Here is a 16,318-nt window from a genome sequence, read left to right as displayed (position 1 = left end):
TCAGCCCTGCGGGTAGGCGATGACCGAGAGGTAACGCGCGGGAAGCTTGACCAGAGTTTCCGGCCCATGCGGCGCATCGGCGTCGAAGAATAGGCTGTCGCCCGGCTTCAGCGGGTAGACCGCATCGCCGTGCCGGTAATCGACCTCGCCTTCGAGCATGTAGAGAAGTTCCAACCCCTCGTGCTGGAAGGCGGGGAAGGTGTCGCTCTCGGTGGTCAGCGTGATGATGTAGGGTTCGACCACCACGCCCGAATTGTTCGACCCGATATGGCCGAGAAGGTTGTACTGGTGCCCGGCCCGGGTGCCACGGCGTTCGATCTCGACATGTTCGCCCGCCTTCACATGCTGCGCCTCGCGGCGTTCCTCGTAGCTGCGGAAGAAGGCGGTGACGGGCACGGAAAAGGCGTGGCTCAGGACCTGAAGGGTCGTCAGCGAGGGAGAAGTGTTGCCGTTCTCGATCTTCGACAGCATCCCGATCGACAGGCCCGTGACATTGGCGAGGTCGGCCACGGTCATCCCCTGCTGGCGGCGGAAGTTCCGCACCTCGCGCCCGATGGCGGCCTCGAGGTTGCGCTCGCTGATCTCGCGGACGCGGTGCGGGTCCTGGTCGAAGGCCGGTTTGCCGCGCGGAAGGGATGGAATGGCGTCGCCGTCTGACATGGGCACAATCCCGAGTGGAACCACTACATTTGATTTCACTACCGGGAAACACGCTTTCAGGCAAGCGCGACGCTAGTGGACCGCGTGGGCCGCCGTCTCGATGGCATGCAGCAGGCTTTCGGCGCTGGACCGGGGTCCGTAGACGCGGGCGGCGCCGGGGCCGTGCTTGACGAGGTAGACGCCCAGATGCTCCATCACCGTACGGGTGGCGTAGCCGTTCGGGACGGTGGCGTAATCCACGTTGCAGAGCCGTTCGAGGATCGGTGTCAGGTCGGCGGCCGCAAGGTCGAAGGCGACCCAGGCGTCGGTCTGTTCGGTGATGCTGGCCGCATCGCCCATGGCGGACTTGAGAAGGTCGGCGATCAGCTCGTGGGTCGCATGGGGCGCTTCGACGAACCACATCTCGGGCGCGACCCAGAAGGCGGAGTAGGGTGTTCCGGCCTGATGGGTGGCGGGACCCGGAAGCGGAACGCCCGCCTTCTGTGCGGCAACGGAGAGGTCGGCCATCCGGCCCTTGCGGGCGGCGAGCGAGGCGAGGGCAACGTCGGTACGTTCGCTGATGGTCAGCGGGCCGTGGGTGACGGCGGTCGCTTCGCGTTTGCCAAGCGCGGTGAGGGGCTGGAGACTAGCCACGGAGACGCACTCCTTCCGGGTCGAACATGTGGGGCGAGATGATCTCGACCTCAGTATCAAGGCCGGCCAGCAGGTTCACCGCGCGCATGCGCTGGCCGATCTTGCGGTCGCCGCCCTTGAGGTAGCCCAGCGCGATGTCATGGCCGAGATGCGGCGAATAGACCTTGGAGGTCAGCCAGCCGCCATCGTTCGCCGCCACCGGCGCCGCGCCTCTTTCAAGGAAATGCGCGCCGGCGGTAAGCTTGCCGTTCGGGTCCACCGGCTTCACGCCGACGAGGCGATAGCCGTTTTCGTCCACCATCCCCTCGCGCTGGCTGAGGACCATGCCGATGGCGTCCTTCTTCTTCGACACCATCTTGCCCAGCCCCATGTTCAGCGCGGTGGACTGGCCGTTGAGTTCCCCGCCCGCGACATGGCCCTTCTCGATCCGCATGACGCCAAGCGCCTCGGTGCCATAGACGATGGGGTCGAATTCCTTGCCCCGCGCCAGCATCTCGCGCAGAAGCGCGTCGCCATAGCGGGTGGGCACGGCGATCTCATAGGCCAGTTCGCCCGAGAAGCTGATGCGGAAGAGCCGCGCCCGCAGGCCGCCGCAGACGGTGATGTTGCCCGCACCCATGTAGGGGAAGGCGGCGTCGGAGATGTCCTGATCGACGACTTTCTCCAGCAGTTTCCGCGCGTTGGGACCCGCGACCGAGAACTGCGCCCAGGCCTCGGTGGTCGAGATGAGCTGCACGTCCATCTCGGGCCAGAGGCACTGACGGCAGAATTCCAGGTGCCGGAAGACCGTCACGGCGTTGGCCGTGGTGGTGGTCATCACATATTCATGCTCGCCCATCCGCGCGGTGGTGCCGTCGTCGAAGACGATCCCGTCCTCGCGCAGCATGAGGCCGTAACGGCACTTGCCGACGGGCAGGGTCGAGAAGGTGTTGGCATAGACCCGGTCGAGGAAGGCCCCGGCGTCGGTGCCCTGAATGTCGATCTTGCCGAGCGTGGTCACGTCGCAGATGCCGACGGATTTCCGGGTCGCCAGAACCTCTCGGTCGACGGACTGCCGCCATTCGGTTTCGCCTTGTTTCGGGACCCATTGGGTGCGGAGCCAGTTGCCGACCTCGACGAAGATCGCGCCCTGTTCCCTGGCCCAGTGGTGGGAGGGGGTCAGGCGGAAGGGCTTGAATTCCTTGCCCCGCGACCGGCCCGCCAGCGCGCCCATGGCGACGGGAGTATAGGGCGGGCGGTAGATCGTGGTACCGGTTTCGGGGATCGACCGGCCGGTTAGCTCGGCCATGATCGCAAGGCCGATCACGTTGCCGGTCTTGCCCTGGTCGGTCGCCATGCCAAGCGTGGTGTAGCGCTTCAGATGCTCGACGCTGGTGAAGTTTTCCTGCTTCGCCAGCTTCACGTCCTTGACGGTGACGTCGTTCTGCTGGTCGATCCAGGCGCGGCCCTTGCCGTGATGGACGAACCACAGCGGCGAGATGCGGACGGGCGCGTCCTCGGCCTGCGGCAGGTCGGGCGCGGTGCCGAGGTCCAGCGCGGCGATGGCGGCGTCGCGGCCGGTCTTCAGCGCGGCATGGGTGGACATCTGCCCGGCGGCGCCCCCTGCGACCAGAAGGCCGGGCGGGCCTTCGGGACCGGGGACAAAGGCGGCGATGCCGGCGTCATAGACGGGGCGCGAGCGGTGATGTGAATGGATGTTCACGTTCGGATTCCAGCCGCCCGACACGCCCAGTGCATCGACCGCAATGGTCTCGGTCGCACCGTTCGACTGGCGGACCGTGATCGCCTTCAGGCCCAGCTTGCCCGAGGTGTCGATGACCTCGGCCCCATGCAGATGACGGATGCCGGGGAGGAGGTCGCCCACCGGGCGGCTGTCGATCACGGCGACCACGTCCACACCCTTGGCCCGCAGGTCCAGCGCCGTGCGGATGCCGTCGTCGTTGTTGGTGAAGACCGCCACCCGCTCGCCGACCTTGACGCCCCAGCGGTTCGCATAGGCCCGCAAGGCACCGGCCAGCATGATGCCGGGACGGTCGTTGTTCTCGAATGCGATGGGGCGTTCGGTGGCGCCACCGCACAGGACCGCCCGCTGCGAATAGATCCGCCACAGGATCTGGCGCGGCTTGCCCTTCGCGGGGGTGGGAAGGTGGTCCGAGACACGTTCGACCGCGCCGTAGATGCCGTGGTCGAAGGCGCCGATGACCGTGGTGCGGGCCATCAGGCGAACATTGGGCATGGAGGACAGTTCGGCCACCGTGGCCGCCGCCCAGTCGGCGCCGGGGGTGTTGCCGATCGCATGAGTTTCGGCGTTCAGACGCCCGCCCATGCGGAAATCCTCATCCGCCAGGATCACCCGCTTGCCTGCCCGCCCGGCCGTCAGAGCGGCCATAAGGCCCGCGGGACCCGCCCCGATGACCAGCAGATCGCAGTGCAGGAAACCCTTGTCATAGGCGTCCGGGTCCTCTTCCCGCGTGACCGAGCCAAGGCCCGCCGCGCGGCGGATGATCGGCTCATACAGCTTTTCCCAGAAGGACTTGGGCCACATGAAGGTCTTGTAGTAGAACCCGGCCGCGAAGAACGAGGACAGCCGGTCGTTGATCCCCATGGCGTCGAAGCGCAGGCTGGGCCAGCGGTTCTGGCTGTTGGCCGTCAGCCCGTCGAACAGTTCCGCCACGGTGGCGCGGGTGTTCGGCTCCTGCCGCCCGCCGCTGCGCAGTTCCACGAGCGCGTTCGGCTCCTCGGACCCAGCGGAAATCGGGCCGCGCGGGCGGTGATACTTGAAGCTGCGGCCCATCAGCCGGACGCCGTTGGCGAGAAGCGCCGAGGCCAGCGTGTCGCCGGGATGGCCCTGGTAGGGGATGCCGTCGAAGGTGAAGCGGAGCGTCTTCGTGCGGTCGATCTGGCCGCCGTCAATGCGATGCGACTGGGTCATTTCGTGCGCCCCCGGGCCCGCGCCACGTCGCGGGCGAGTTCGACCCTGGTAATCTCGTGCGTGACGGTGTTGCGGGTGACGACCAGCCAGGAGCGGTCCCCCTGTTCGTGATACCAAAGCTCCTGGTGTTCGCCCGCAGGGTTGGTCCGCTGGTAGAGGTAGTCGTGGAACGCCTCTACGCCCGCGGTCATGCCATCGGGGCGGTCGATAAGGGAGGCATCGCCGAGATAGACGAATTCCTGCGCATCGCGGGGGCCGAGGATCGGATGGTGAATGATCATTCGTTTATTCCATCAATGCAGGTTCGGGGTCGCGCCTTGCCCTTTTTCGTCGATCATCAGGCCCTTGAGGAACCGGTCGAAGCGGTAGGCCCTGGCCGTTGAATGTGACTCATCCTTCGCCAACAGATGCGCGAAGCACCAGCCCGAGGCCGGGGTCGCCTTGAACCCGCCGTAGCACCAGCCGCCGTTGAAGTAGAGGCCCTCGACATGGGTCTTGTCGATGATGGGCGAGCCGTCCATCGACATGTCCATGATGCCGCCCCAGGTCCGCAGCAGGCGCACCCGTCCGATGGCGGGCATCAGCGCCATGCCGCCCTCGGCCACGTCCTCGATCACCGGCAGGTTGCCGCGCTGGGCGTAGGAGTTGTAGCCGTCGATGTCGCCGCCGAAGACAAGGCCGCCCTTGTCGGACTGGCTGACGTAGAAATGCCCCGCGCCGAAGGTCATCACGCCGTCGATCAGGGGCTTCAGGCCCTCGGAGACGAAGGCTTGCAGGACATGGCTTTCGATGGGCAGACGCATGCCGGCATGGGCCATGACTTTCGAGGAGGACCCCGCGACGGCCACGCCGACCTTCTTCGCGCCGATGTAGCCTCGGGTAGTCTCGACGCCCCTGATCCGGCCGTTCTCGATCCGCATGCCGGTGACTTCGCAGTTCTGGATCAGGTCCACGCCGCGCTGGTCGGCCCCGCGCGCATAGCCCCAGGCCACCGCGTCGTGCCGCACCGTGCCGCCGCGCGGCTGCATCAGCGCGCCCTTGATCGGGAAGCGGGCGTTGTCGAAGTTCAGCCAGGGATACATCTGGCGGACCTCGTCGCGCGACAGAAGCCGCGCGTCCGCCCCGTGCATCATCATCGCATTGCCACGCCTTGTGGCCGCGTCGCGCTGCGCGTCGGTGTGGATCAGGTTGATGATCCCGCGCTGGCTGACCATGGCGTTGTAGTTGAAGTCCTGCTCCAGCCCCTCCCAGAGCTTCAGCGAGAATTCGTAGAAGGGTTCGTTGCCGTCGAGCAGGTAGTTCGACCGGATGATCGTGGTGTTGCGGCCCACGTTGCCGCCGCCGAGGTAGCCCTTCTCCAGCACTGCGATCCGCGACTGGCAGAATTCCTTGGCCAGGTAATAGGCTGTCGCCAGCCCGTGCCCGCCGCCGCCGATGATGATGTAGTCGTATTCGGCCTTGGGGGTCGGGTCGCGCCAGACGGGCTTCCAGCCCTTGTGGCCGGTCAATGCCTCGGCAATGACCCGAAATCCGGAATAGCGCATGGGCCTTCTCCTGCTTTGGGGCCGGTTGTAGGCCCGTTTCGGCGCAGGAGGCTGCCGGTTTTCGCCACGCGCGCCGCCGTTTTCGCCACGGCGCGCAGACGTGAGGTCAGGGATTCACGGCCGCTTCGATGGCCGAGAACGGCGACCATGCGGGGGGGAGCTTGGCGACTTCTTCCTGCGCCCAGGCGAAGAGCACAAGGATCGTGGTGGCGGAGAGGAGCATCTGCATGTTCAGGCCCTGGCTACGGTTTGTTCCCGTACCGTTCTGCCCGATTCTGGTTGCCAGTCAGTTAACCATCCGCCCGCTTCAGGCGACCAGCGCCTCGGCCTTCTTCAGGTCCACCGACACAAGCTGGCTGACCCCTTGTTCCTGCATCGTCACGCCGAACAGGCGGTCCATCCGCGCCATCGTCACGGCGTGGTGGGTGATGATGAGGAAGCGCGTGTCGGTGCGGCGGGTCATCTCGTCCAGAAGGTCGCAGAAGCGCGTCACGTTGGCGTCGTCCAGCGGCGCGTCGACCTCGTCCAGCACGCAGATCGGCGCGGGGTTGGCCAGGAACACGCCGAAGATCAGCGCCAGCGCGGTCAGGGTCTGTTCCCCGCCGGAGAGGAGGGAGAGGGTCGCCAGTTTCTTGCCGGGCGGCTGGCAGAGGATTTCGAGGCCGGCCTCAAGCGGATCGTCGCTTTCCACCAGCACCAGCCGCGCCTCGCCGCCACCGAAGAGATGGGTGAATAGGGTCGAGAAATTCGCATTCACCTGCTCGAAGGCGGTCAGCAGACGCTCGCGGCCCTCCTTGTTCAGGCCCGCGATCCCGGCGCGAAGCTTCTTGATCGCCTCTTCGAGGTCGGCCTTTTCCGTCGCGAGGGCGTCATACTCGGCCTCGACCGCCTTGGCGTCCTCCTCCGCCCGCAGGTTCACCGCGCCCAGCGCCTCGCGCTGGCGTTTCAGGCGGATCACCTCGTGATCCAGCGTTTCCGCGTCCGGCATCTTGTCGGGGTCGGTGCGCAACGATGCGAGCAGTTCGTCCGGCGTCCGGTCGTCCTCCTCGGCGATGCGCTCGGCGGCCAGCGCCACGCCCTCGCGGGCGGCATCCAGCCGGGCCTCGGCGCGGGCGCGGGCTTCGCGCGCCTCGCCGGCCAGGCGTTCGGCCTCGCGTTCGGCCATCGCCGCCTCGCGCAAGCTTCCCTCGGCCTCCGCCAGGGCATCGGCGGCGCGGCGGCGGCGCTCTTCGGCCTCGGCGATGGCCTCTACCAGTTCGTCGCGCCGGGCGGCGATTTCCTCGGGTGCCAGCATCGCCTCGGCCAGTTCCGCCTCGGTCTCGGCGCGGCGTGCGGTCAGTTCCTCGGTCCGCTTCGAGGCGGTTTCCAGGCGGTGCTTCCAGCCGGAGAGTTCCTTCACCGCCTCCTGCCGGCGCCGCACCCGCGCCTCGCCCTCGCGGCGGACCTCGTCCTGGGCCGAGCGGCGGGTCATCATGGTGATGCGCGCGGCCTCGACGGTGATTTTCGCGGCCTCGACCGCCCCGCGCGCCGCGTCCAGATCGCCCAGATCGGCCATGGCCGCCTCGGCCTCCTTCAGCCGCGCGCGGGCGGCCATCGCCTCGTCCTCGAAGCGGCCGACGGCAAGCCGCGCGGCTTCAAGCTTGCCGCCGGCGATGGAGCGGTCGGCCTCGGCGCGGGCCAGGGCACGGTTCGCCTCGGCCAGACGGGCATCGGCGGCGCGCCGGGCATCGCGGGCGCGCTGGTCGGCTGTTGCCAGTTCCTGCAGGCGGGCTTGCAGGGCCTCATGCGCCTGCCGGGCGCCGTCGGCCCGGGCGGCGACCTCCTCAAGATCGCGCTTCAGCTGGACGAGGCGGTTGAGCTGTTGCAGGCGCAGCGCCGCCGCCGAGGGCGCATCCTCGGCCCCGGCGCGGAACCCGTCCCAACGCCAGAGATCGCCTTCGAGACTGACCAGCCGCTGGCCCGGCCGCAGGTCCGCCTGAAGCTGGAAGCCCTGTCCACGTCTGACCAGACCGATCTGCGAAAGGCGCCGCGCCAGCACCGCCGGGGCCTTCACCCGGGCCCCCAGAGGCTCTGCCCCGGCGGGCAGGGGTTGCGAATCGCCATAGGGCGCCAGGACCGCCCAGCCCGACCGGGCCTCGGGGGCGACCTCGGGCGCGCGGAGGTCGTCGGCCAGGGCCGCGCCCAGCGCCTTCTCATAGCCCGGCTCCACCTCCAGCCGGTCCAGAAGCTGCGATCCGGCCTGCGCCTCGCGCTCTACCAGCCGCGCCAGCGCCGCCACTTCCGCCCGCAGCGCCGAGGCCTCGCCTTCGGCCGAGGATCGCGCCGCCCGCGCCTCGGCCTCGCGGCCCTGGGTCTCGGCCCGGGCGGCCTCGGCGGCCTCAAGCGCGGCCTCGGTCGCCTCGGTCTCGGCCACGGCGGCTTCCTGCGCCTCTTCGGCGGCGGCGAAGGCCTCGCCCGCCGCCTCCAGCGCGCCCGTCGCGGCGGCCACCGCCTCGCGCGCGGCTGCGGCCTGCTCTTCGGCGCGGTCCAGCACCGACCGCGTGTCGGCCAGCATCCGCTGGGTGGACTGGTGCCGTGCCGCCAGCCGGGCGGCATCCTCGGTCAGTTCGGCCAGCGCCGCCTCGCGTTCGGCCAGCACGGCGCCCGCCTCGCGCGCGGCCTCCACCGCCTCGGCGAGTTTCTCGTCGTGCCCGTCATGGGCGCGGGCGAGCTGTTCGATCTCCCAGTCCAGCCGCTCGATCACCTCGCCCGCGTCGCGGTTCAGGCCCGCCTCGCGTTCCATGTCGCGGGTCAGTTGCTCTATCCGACCTTTCAGCGTGTCGATCTGCGCCAGGGCGCGCGCCTCCTGGTCGCCCAGCGCGTCGCGCTGCAGGATCAGCCGTTGCAGGATTGCAGACGCGATCGCCTCCTCCTCGCGCTTCGGCGGCAGGGCGTCCTCGGCCGCCTCGCGGGCCTTGCCCGCCGCCCGTGCCGCCGCCTCGGCCTGGTGCTGGGCGATCAGACGTTCGCGCAGCACGGCCTCGGCTTGGGACCGCGCCTCGTCCGCCTCGCGCCAGCGGCGCCAGAGCAGCATGCCTTCCGACTTGCGCAACTCCTCGGAAATCTCGCGGTAGCGCGCGGCCTGCTTGGCCTGCCGGGTCAGGACGGACAACTGCTGCGCCAGTTGCTCCAGCACGTCGTCCACGCGCGTCAGGTTCGTCTCGGCGCCCGACAGCTTCAGTTCCGCCTCGTGCCGGCGCGCGTAAAGCCCGCTGATCCCGGCGGCCTCTTCCAGCACCCGGCGGCGGGCCTTGGGCTTGGCGTTGATCAGTTCCGAGATCTGCCCCTGCCGCACCAGCGCCTGGCTGTGCGCCCCGGTCGAGGCATCGGCGAACAGCATCTGCACATCCCGCGCCCGCACGTCCTTGGAGTTGCAGCGGTAGGCCGAGCCCGCGTCGCGGGTGATCCGCCGCACGATCTCGATCTGGTCGGCATCGTTGAAGCCCACGGGCGCGACGCGGTCCGAGTTGTCGATCAGCAGCGCGACCTCGGCAAAATGCCGCGCGCCCCGGCTGGCCGAGCCGTTGAAGATCACGTCCTCCATCCCGCCGCCGCGCATCGCGCTGGCCCGTGTCTCGCCCATCACCCAGCGCAACGCCTCGAGCAGGTTCGACTTGCCGCAACCATTGGGGCCGACAACGCCGGTCAGCCCCTCGTGGATCACCAGATCCGTGGGGTCGACAAAGCTTTTGAAGCCGTTCAGGCGCAGTCGGGTCAGACGCAAGGCACACTCACGAGTCGCGAGTGGGGATGTTCCCGCCGGGGGGCGCAGGAGTCAACCCGACCCCCCGCATCTGGGCGGAAGCGGGCGGGTTATCCCCAAGATGTTGCGGGTGGCGCCGGCTCAGACCGGGCCCGCGCCGGGCAGGAGCGCCTCGAACCGGAAGCCGGGCGGGATCTCGTCCCGGCCCTCCAGCACCAGCTCGGCCATGACCTCTGCGACCTTGGGCGCCACGCCGAAGCCGATCTTGAAGCCGCCATTCGCCACGAACTGCCCCGGCCGCCCCGGCCAGGGGCCGAGGAGCGGCGCACGGCTGGCGGCGCGGGGCCTGACCCCGGCCCAGCGCGCCACGACCTCGGCGCCGCGCAGCACCGGAAGGGCGGCAGTCGCGCGGTCCAGAAGCGCGTCGAGCCGGGCATCGGGACCGTCCCCGGTCCAGGTCGTCTCGGAGGTCGAGCCGATCGCCACGGTGCCATCGGCATGCGGCACGATGTGCAGGCCATCGACAAAAAGCTGCGGCGCCTCGCGCGCGTCGTGCCGCAGGGCCAGCGCCTGCCCCTTCACCCCCGATCCGACCGGCAGGCCGAAGGCGCGCGACAGGTCCTGCAATCCGGCGACGCCGGTCGCATGGACCACGGCGCCCGCCTCGGCAGCCTCGGGTCCCGCGATCTGGGCCCCGCCCGCCCGCAACGCCGCGACCAGCGCCGACAGCGCCATCCGGGGCGAAAGCCGGGCCGAGAGCGTGTCGCGCACCAGCCAGCCCGAGGGCGAGGCGGGCTCCCACGCCGCGCCCGTCGCCGGGACCACCTGCCAGTCGGCCAGCCCACGCCACAGGACCCGCGCCTCTTCCGCCCGTCGCCGCGCGGCGGCCAGGGCGCGGTCATCGGCCAGGGGTTGCAGCCGGCCCGTCCGCGCATGGCCCGACGAGAGACCCGAGGTAGCCTCGACCGCCGCCCACCAGTCCGCCGCCATCAGGAGGCTGTCGAGCTGGAAGGCCTTCTTGTCGTTCCACGCCTCGGGCACATGCGGCGACAGCGCCCCCACCAGACCGCCCGAGGCCCCCGCGCCGGGCTGCGCCACCTCGATCACCCGCACCTTTGCCCCGCGCCGAAGGCAGGCCCAGGCGATGGACAGCCCGAAGATCCCCGCGCCCCGGATCGTCACGTCGATGCTTGCCATTCCCCTGCCCCGGCGCCATGAACCGGGAAAGGACTACTCCCGATGCCCCCTGCCGACCAGACCCCAGAGACGCCCCCGGAGCTTGACTGGCGCGACGATGTGATCCCGGTCTCGCGCCGGTTCGACGACCCCTATTTCTCGCTGGCCGGGGGCCTGGAGGAGACGCGGCATGTGTTCCTTGCCGGGAACGACCTGCCCGCGCGGCTTTGCGAGGGGTTCCAGGTGGCGGAACTGGGCTTCGGCACCGGGCTGAACCTCCTGGCGCTTCTGGCCGCGCACCGGGGGCCGGCGCGGGTGCACTACACCAGCTTCGAGGCCTTCCCGCTATCCGCCGCCGAGATGGAACGTGCGCATCGGGCCTTTCCGGAACTTGACGAAATCTCGCACCGTCTGCGCGAGCAATGGGCCACCGGCACGCGCGAGCTGAAGTTTCCGAACCTAACGGCCCGGATCGTCGTCGGCGACGCGCGGCAAACGCTGCCGGGGTGGCAGGGCCGCGCCGATGCCTGGTTCCTCGACGGGTTCTCGCCGGCGAAGAACCCCGAACTCTGGTCGGACGACCTGATGCGTGCGGTGGCGGCCCACACCGCGCCGGGGGGAACCTTCGCCACCTACACCGCTGCGGGCCATGTCCGCCGTGCGCTGGCCGATGCGGGGTTCGATGTCAGCCGCCGCCCCGGCTTCGGGCGCAAGCGGCACATGACCACGGGGCGGCTTCCCGGCCTATAGGCCCAGCGCCGCCAGCCGGGCGTCGAGCGGCGCCCAGTCCTCGACCCGCAGGCGCACGACCAGCGTCAGCACCCGCGACCGCCAGGCGGGAGACAGCCGCGCCGCGTCCTTTTCCGTCGTCACCAGCTGCGCCCCGGCGGCGGCGGCCTCGGCTTCAAGCCGTTTCAGAAGGGTCTCGGACAGCACTTCGTGATCGCCCAGAGCCTCGCCTCGGACCACCTCGGCCCCCTCGGCGCGCAAGGTGGTGAAAAAGCGGTCGGGATCGGCGATGCCGGCGAAGGCCAGCACGCGGGCGCCCTGCCAGTCCATCCCCATCGCCAGCGGCGCGAGCCGCCCGCGCAGGCGCGGCGGCGCGACGGCAGGGCCCCAGAGACCATCGAACCGCGCCTGCGCCGCCGCATCGCCGATGGTCAGCACAAGGTCCGCCCGGGCCAATCCCACCGCCACCGGCTCGCGCAGGGGGCCGGCGGGGATGCAGCGGCCGTTGCCGAAGCCGCGCGCGGCATCGACCACCAAGAGCGACAGCGCGGGCCTCACCGCCGGGCTCTGGAACCCGTCGTCCATCAGGATGACGTGCGCCCCCGCCGCCTCGGCCGCCCGGACGCCGGCGGCACGGTCCTTGGCCACCCAGACCGGCGCGAAAGCCGCGAGCAATAGCGGCTCGTCTCCGACCTCAGCCGCCGCGTGGTGCAGGAGATCGACCCGCACCGGCCCTTCCAGCCGCCCGCCATAGCCCCGGCTGACCACATGCACCGCATGGCCGCGCGCCGACAGCCGCTCGACCAGCGCGATCACCGTCGGGGTCTTGCCCGCTCCGCCCGCCGTCAGGTTGCCGACACAGATCACCGGGACGCGAGGCGCGTAACCCGGCTGGCGCAGCCGACGCGCGGTGCCCGCCGCGTAGAGCCGGCCCAGCGGCGCCAGAAGGCGCGGCATCAGGCCCGGCCGGTCGGGCGGCGCGAACCAGAACCGGGGGGCGCGCATCACTCTTCGCCATCCATGATGGCGCGGATGCGCTGCATGACCCGTTCGGTCACCTCGGCGCCGTCGCTGGCGACCGTCCAGGCCGCCTGCGCCAGCCGCGCCGCGCGGTCGGGCGCCAGAAGATCGCCCAGCGCCTCTCCAAGTCCGGCCGCCGAGGCCACCGCCCGCGTCGCCCGCGCCGCGCCCAGCCGTCCCAGCACCAGCCCCGCCTGCCCGGTCTTCGGCCCGTGCAGGATGGCCGAACCCAGCACCGCCGCCTCCATCGGGTCGCGCACCGGGCCCTTGCCCGACAGGGTTCCGCCCAGGAAGGTGATCGGCGCGAGCCGGTACCACAGCCCGTATTCGGCGGGATTGTCCGCAATCAGGATCTCGGTTTCGGGCTGCGGATCCTCGTCCCGCGCGCGTTCGGCCACCCCCCAGTCGCCCGAAGCCTCCAGCGCGGCGGCCAGCGGTGCGGCGCGCGACGGGTTTTCCGGCATCAGGATCAGCAAGAGCCGGTGCGAGTGCTGCAGGGCCAGGCGATGCGCCTCCAGGACGGCGGCCTCCTCGGCCTCGGGGATGCCCGCGGCGAACCAGACCGGCCGCGCGGACAAGAGCCTGGACAGCGCCGCCCGCTCGGCCTCCTGCGCCGGCAGGACCGTGCTTTCCTCCTCCATCCGCCCGACCACCGCGACCGCCGACAGGTTCGCACCGCCCTTGCGGAAGGCGCGTGCCGCAGCCTCGTCCACGGCGAGGATCGCCCGGAACCGCCCCAGCGCCTGCCGCATCAGGCCGGGATACCAGCTGTCGCGTTCCCGCAGGAAGGCCGGGGCCTTGCCGTTGACCACGAGCATGGGAATGGCACGCTCGGCCGTCTCGTGCATCACGGCGGGGCGCAGCTGGCCTCCGGCGAAGACGGCGATCTCGGGGCGCCAGTGGTCAAGGAAGGTGCGCGCGTCGGCTGGATTGTCCGGGGGCGGCGGCTGCAGGATGACGCCCGGCAGGTCCGGCCCGGGCTGCGGCGCGGTCATCAGGACCGGCAGGCCGTCCTCCTCGACCAGCCGTCTTGCCAGGGCACGCACCGGGCTGACAAGCGCCTCGCCGGGCGCGTGCAGCCAGACCAGCCGCCCGGCGGGCCGCGCCGGACGCTCGCCCGCCTCGGCCGGGTCGCGCCGCTGGCCGAGGTTGTAGAGCGTGAGGCCCAGCGAGGCCGCCATGGATCAGTGACCCAGTTCCTCGGTCGCCGAGGCCGGCGCGGATTCGTCGCGCAGCCGGTGGATATGGGCGATGAAATAGCGCATGTGGGCGTTGTCCACGGTGCGCTGCGCCTCGCCCTTCCAGGCTTTGAAGGCGCTGTCATAGTCCGGGAACATGCCGACGATATGGATCTGGCTGACATCGCGGAAGACGTTCTTCTGCGGGTCCACCAACTCGCCACCAAAGACAAGGTGCAGGCGCTGGGTCATGATCGGCTCCGTTCGTTTCAGACGCGGCGCGACCCTATCTTGTTCGCCGGGCAGGGGGAAGTCGGGGCAAGGGTCTTGCACGCACCGGGATCAGGGGTCACATTCCCGTGGGCGCCCGACGTGGCGGTCTTTGGTCTGGAGGGATTGTCATGGACCTTGGTTTCCTGATTGGCTGGCCCGGGGTCTACCTGGCCATCGCGCTGTTCATCATCCTGTGCGTGTTCCTGGGCGTGCGGATCGTGCCGCAATCGGAAAAGCATGTGGTGGAACGGTTCGGGCGCCTGCGCTCGGTCCTGGGGCCGGGGATCAACTTCGTCGTCCCGTTCCTGGACCGTATCGCGCACAAGGTGTCGGTGCTGGAGCGCCAGCTGCCGAACGCCAGCCAGGACGCGATCACGGCGGACAACGTACTGGTGAAGGTCGAGACCTCGGTCTTCTACCGGGTGACGGAGCCGGAAAAGACCGTTTACCGGATCCGCGACGTGGACGGGGCGATCGCGACCACGGTCGCCGGGATCGTCCGGTCGGAAATCGGCAAGCTGGAGCTGGACCAGGTGCAGTCGAACCGCGCCCAGTTGATCGAGCGCGTGCGCGAGCAGGTGACGGCGATGGTCGATGACTGGGGGGTGGAGGTCACTCGGGCCGAGATCCTGGACGTGAACCTGGACGAGGCGACGCGGGCGGCCATGTTGCAGCAGCTGAACGCCGAACGGGCGCGGCGGGCGCAGGTGATGGAGGCCGAGGGCAAGAAACGCTCGGTCGAGCTGGCCGCCGACGCCGATCTCTACGCCGCCGAACAGGCCGCCAAGGCGCGGCGGGTGACGGCGGATGCCGAGGCCTATGCGACAGGTGTGATCGCCGGAGCGATCAAGGAAAACGGCCTGGAGGCCGCGCAGTTCCAGGTCGCGCTGAAGCAGGTCGAGGCGTTGCAGGCCGTGGCCACGGGCCAGGGCAAGCAGACGATCCTGGTGCCGGCGAACGCGCTGGAGGCCTTCGGCGATGCGTTCAAGATGCTGAAAGGACGGGGCTGACATGCTGCCGTCGATCGCGGGAACCTGGTGGGCGTGGGTGATACTCGGCTTTGCGCTCGGGGTGCTCGAGGTGCTGGCGCCGGGCTACATCTTCCTGGGCTTCGCCATCGGGGCGGTGCTCACCGGGGTGCTGGTCGGCATCGGCCTCGCGCCGGGCGGGCTGGCGGCGCTGGTGCTGATCTTCGCCGTGCTGTCGGTGGCGGCATGGGCCGTGCTGCGCCGGGTGGTCGGCGTGCGCGAGGGCCAGGTCAAGATCTGGGACCGCGACATCAACGATCAGCGGTAGTGGATTTCACCGGGGCCAAGGCGGCGCTGTTCTGCGGGGCCTCCGTGCTGACCTGCCTGCGCGACGACCGGCCCGACCTGCGCTGGCCAGGGCTCTGGGACCTGCCCGGCGGCGGACGCGAGGGGGCGGAGACGCCCGAGGACTGCCTGCTGCGCGAGTTGTGGGAGGAGTTCGGGCTGCGCCTGCCGGCCAGCCGGCTGGTCTGGCGGCGAGTCTTCCCCTCGATGGTCGAGGCCGGGCGGCAGGCGGTCTTCTTCGGCGGCTGGATCAGCCCGCAGGAGATCGCGGCGATTCGGTTCGGGGACGAGGGGCAGGGATGGGAGCTGATGCCGGTCTCGGGCTTCCTCGGGCATCCGAAGGCGGTGCCCGAGATGCAGCGGCGGGCCGGGATCGTCTGGGCGGAGATGCAGGCTGTCCACGGTGGACATTTCTGAATCATTCTGCGATTTCAGAGGGATGGCCGTGGGCGTTTACCGGATGTCAACCATGGCGCCGGAGGGCGGCGGGATGGTGCGCTGTAGCGCACCCTACGCGGGTGGCGGGGCGGCTGCGTCGATGAGGCGGCGGATGATCCCATCCGGCAGGAGGCCGCGCGCGGCCAGAAGCCCGGCCAGCCGCAGCGTCGCGCCAAGCGCGGGATAGCACAGCGTCACGATGAGGAAGAGCCGGATCAGGTCCGGGGAGGGCAGCGTCTCCCACCGGGTGAAATCGGCCAGATAGACCGCGTCGGCGTCGATCCACTGGCCGATGTCGCGGCGTTTCGCGGTGAAATAGAGGGCGTTCGGCGTGCCGGTAAAGGGGAAGCGGTTAGCCGAGGCGAAGCCGAAGAAACGCAGGCCGAGGTCCCGCAGGCAGGCGTCCTGCTCGGCGAAGAGCGGATGGTCGCGGTAGATCGGGACGAAAGCGACCTCGGTCTGGACGCAGAGCGCGGCGGAGAGCTTGCGCGCGCCGCCCCGGAAGGCCGCGACTTCGCCGCCCTGGATGTCGATCTTGAGCCAGTCGATCCGGGGCAGGTCGGCCAGATCGTCCAGCCGGACGGTCCGGACCGGCTGGCGGGCGGTGACCTCGGTCAGCGCGGCGAAGGAATGGATGTGGGCCGTGATCGCGGGATCGGGGGCAAGCGTCGAGGTGAAAC

The 16,318-nt window shown here is 70.0% G+C and carries 16 protein-coding genes; 4 read left to right on the top strand and 12 right to left on the bottom strand.

What is annotated here, in order from left to right:
• From ACK4IU_RS11135 to ACK4IU_RS11100, 8 genes are all read right to left on the bottom strand, one after another.
• Complete coding sequence (locus tag ACK4IU_RS11135) at window positions 1-660, bottom strand: helix-turn-helix domain-containing protein (RefSeq protein ID WP_409734957.1); 660 nt, start codon at window positions 658-660, stop codon at window positions 1-3.
• A gap of 72 nt (window positions 661-732) precedes the next feature.
• A complete protein-coding gene (locus ACK4IU_RS11130; RefSeq protein ID WP_409734955.1) occupies window positions 733-1,293 on the bottom strand; it encodes a sarcosine oxidase subunit gamma in 561 nt (186 codons plus the stop codon).
• Window positions 1,286-4,225: a sarcosine oxidase subunit alpha family protein gene (locus tag ACK4IU_RS11125; protein WP_409734952.1), complete on the bottom strand. Its 2,940-nt coding sequence runs from the start codon at window positions 4,223-4,225 to the stop codon at window positions 1,286-1,288. Before ACK4IU_RS11125 ends, ACK4IU_RS11130 begins: the two co-directional genes overlap by 8 nt.
• Window positions 4,222-4,506: a sarcosine oxidase subunit delta gene (locus tag ACK4IU_RS11120; protein ID WP_409734950.1), complete on the bottom strand. Its 285-nt coding sequence runs from the start codon at window positions 4,504-4,506 to the stop codon at window positions 4,222-4,224. The genes ACK4IU_RS11125 and ACK4IU_RS11120 overlap by 4 nt, the downstream gene beginning before the upstream one ends.
• Before the next feature lie 12 nt (window positions 4,507-4,518).
• Window positions 4,519-5,769: a sarcosine oxidase subunit beta family protein gene (locus ACK4IU_RS11115; protein ID WP_409734948.1), complete on the bottom strand. Its 1,251-nt coding sequence runs from the start codon at window positions 5,767-5,769 to the stop codon at window positions 4,519-4,521.
• Window positions 5,770-5,875: 106 nt separating this feature from the next.
• A complete protein-coding gene (locus ACK4IU_RS11110) occupies window positions 5,876-5,998 on the bottom strand; it encodes a hypothetical protein (protein ID WP_268815759.1) in 123 nt (40 codons plus the stop codon).
• Between the two features lie 78 nt (window positions 5,999-6,076).
• A complete protein-coding gene (gene smc, locus ACK4IU_RS11105; RefSeq protein ID WP_409734946.1) occupies window positions 6,077-9,532 on the bottom strand; it encodes a chromosome segregation protein SMC in 3,456 nt (1,151 codons plus the stop codon).
• A gap of 120 nt (window positions 9,533-9,652) precedes the next feature.
• The gene (locus ACK4IU_RS11100) at window positions 9,653-10,708 is read right to left on the bottom strand and encodes an NAD(P)/FAD-dependent oxidoreductase (protein ID WP_409734943.1); all 1,056 of its coding nucleotides are present in this window, start codon (window positions 10,706-10,708) and stop codon (window positions 9,653-9,655) included.
• A gap of 42 nt (window positions 10,709-10,750) precedes the next feature.
• On the opposite strand from ACK4IU_RS11100, the gene mnmD reads away from it, so the two are divergent.
• Window positions 10,751-11,437, top strand: coding sequence for a tRNA (5-methylaminomethyl-2-thiouridine)(34)-methyltransferase MnmD (mnmD, locus tag ACK4IU_RS11095; RefSeq protein ID WP_409734941.1), 687 nt, complete (start codon window positions 10,751-10,753; stop codon window positions 11,435-11,437).
• Here the strand turns inward: mnmD and lpxK are convergent.
• From lpxK to ACK4IU_RS11080, 3 genes are read right to left on the bottom strand one after another with little or no spacing between them, the layout of a single operon-like run.
• Window positions 11,432-12,421, bottom strand: a complete 990-nt coding sequence (gene lpxK, locus ACK4IU_RS11090; RefSeq protein ID WP_409734939.1) for a tetraacyldisaccharide 4'-kinase — start codon at window positions 12,419-12,421, stop codon at window positions 11,432-11,434. The genes mnmD and lpxK overlap by 6 nt on opposite strands.
• A complete protein-coding gene (locus ACK4IU_RS11085; protein ID WP_409734937.1) occupies window positions 12,421-13,617 on the bottom strand; it encodes a 3-deoxy-D-manno-octulosonic acid transferase in 1,197 nt (398 codons plus the stop codon). Before ACK4IU_RS11085 ends, lpxK begins: the two co-directional genes overlap by 1 nt.
• Window positions 13,618-13,620: 3 nt before the next feature.
• Window positions 13,621-13,866, bottom strand: a complete 246-nt coding sequence (locus ACK4IU_RS11080; RefSeq protein ID WP_409734934.1) for a DUF4170 domain-containing protein — start codon at window positions 13,864-13,866, stop codon at window positions 13,621-13,623.
• A gap of 149 nt (window positions 13,867-14,015) precedes the next feature.
• Between ACK4IU_RS11080 and ACK4IU_RS11075 the strand changes: the two genes are divergently transcribed.
• Genes ACK4IU_RS11075 through ACK4IU_RS11065 form a run of 3 tightly spaced genes read left to right on the top strand, consistent with a single transcriptional unit; the run spans window position 14,016 to window position 15,617 of the window.
• A complete protein-coding gene (locus ACK4IU_RS11075) occupies window positions 14,016-14,897 on the top strand; it encodes an SPFH domain-containing protein (RefSeq protein ID WP_409734932.1) in 882 nt (293 codons plus the stop codon).
• A 1-nt stretch (window position 14,898) separates the two neighbouring features.
• Window positions 14,899-15,183 (top strand): NfeD family protein, encoded by a 285-nt coding sequence (locus ACK4IU_RS11070; RefSeq protein ID WP_409734930.1) that lies wholly within the window; start codon window positions 14,899-14,901, stop codon window positions 15,181-15,183.
• A complete protein-coding gene (locus tag ACK4IU_RS11065) occupies window positions 15,183-15,617 on the top strand; it encodes an NUDIX hydrolase (protein ID WP_409734928.1) in 435 nt (144 codons plus the stop codon). The genes ACK4IU_RS11070 and ACK4IU_RS11065 overlap by 1 nt, the downstream gene beginning before the upstream one ends.
• A gap of 93 nt (window positions 15,618-15,710) precedes the next feature.
• Here the strand turns inward: ACK4IU_RS11065 and ACK4IU_RS11060 are convergent.
• The coding region (locus tag ACK4IU_RS11060; RefSeq protein ID WP_409734926.1) for an FkbM family methyltransferase at window positions 15,711-16,318 on the bottom strand (608 nt) is incomplete at its 5' end.

It is taken from the genome of Tabrizicola flagellatus, from assembly GCF_046295235.1.
GTDB classification, from domain to species: Bacteria; Pseudomonadota; Alphaproteobacteria; order Rhodobacterales; family Rhodobacteraceae; genus Tabrizicola; species Tabrizicola flagellata_A.
The sequence above is the reverse complement of the archived record's forward strand: the minus strand, read 5'-3'. Positions and strand labels throughout refer to the sequence as shown.

Bases quoted from the DNA above. Each gene is read 5' to 3' on its own strand.
- ACK4IU_RS11075 (WP_409734932.1), top strand. From the start codon at position 14,016: ATGGACCTTGGTTTCCTGATTGGCTGGCCCGGGGTCTACCTGGCCATC.
- ACK4IU_RS11085 (WP_409734937.1), bottom strand. From the start codon at position 13,617: ATGGCGGCCTCGCTGGGCCTCACGCTCTACAACCTCGGCCAGCGGCGC.
- ACK4IU_RS11080 (WP_409734934.1), bottom strand. From the start codon at position 13,866: ATGACCCAGCGCCTGCACCTTGTCTTTGGTGGCGAGTTGGTGGACCCG.
- ACK4IU_RS11100 (WP_409734943.1), bottom strand. From the start codon at position 10,708: ATGGCAAGCATCGACGTGACGATCCGGGGCGCGGGGATCTTCGGGCTG.
- ACK4IU_RS11125 (WP_409734952.1), bottom strand. From the start codon at position 4,225: ATGACCCAGTCGCATCGCATTGACGGCGGCCAGATCGACCGCACGAAG.
- ACK4IU_RS11110 (WP_268815759.1), bottom strand. From the start codon at position 5,998: ATGCAGATGCTCCTCTCCGCCACCACGATCCTTGTGCTCTTCGCCTGG.
- ACK4IU_RS11120 (WP_409734950.1), bottom strand. From the start codon at position 4,506: ATGATCATTCACCATCCGATCCTCGGCCCCCGCGATGCGCAGGAATTC.
- lpxK (WP_409734939.1), bottom strand. From the start codon at position 12,421: ATGCGCGCCCCCCGGTTCTGGTTCGCGCCGCCCGACCGGCCGGGCCTG.
- mnmD (WP_409734941.1), top strand. From the start codon at position 10,751: ATGCCCCCTGCCGACCAGACCCCAGAGACGCCCCCGGAGCTTGACTGG.
- ACK4IU_RS11135 (WP_409734957.1), bottom strand. From the start codon at position 660: ATGTCAGACGGCGACGCCATTCCATCCCTTCCGCGCGGCAAACCGGCC.
- ACK4IU_RS11070 (WP_409734930.1), top strand. From the start codon at position 14,899: ATGCTGCCGTCGATCGCGGGAACCTGGTGGGCGTGGGTGATACTCGGC.
- ACK4IU_RS11115 (WP_409734948.1), bottom strand. From the start codon at position 5,769: ATGCGCTATTCCGGATTTCGGGTCATTGCCGAGGCATTGACCGGCCAC.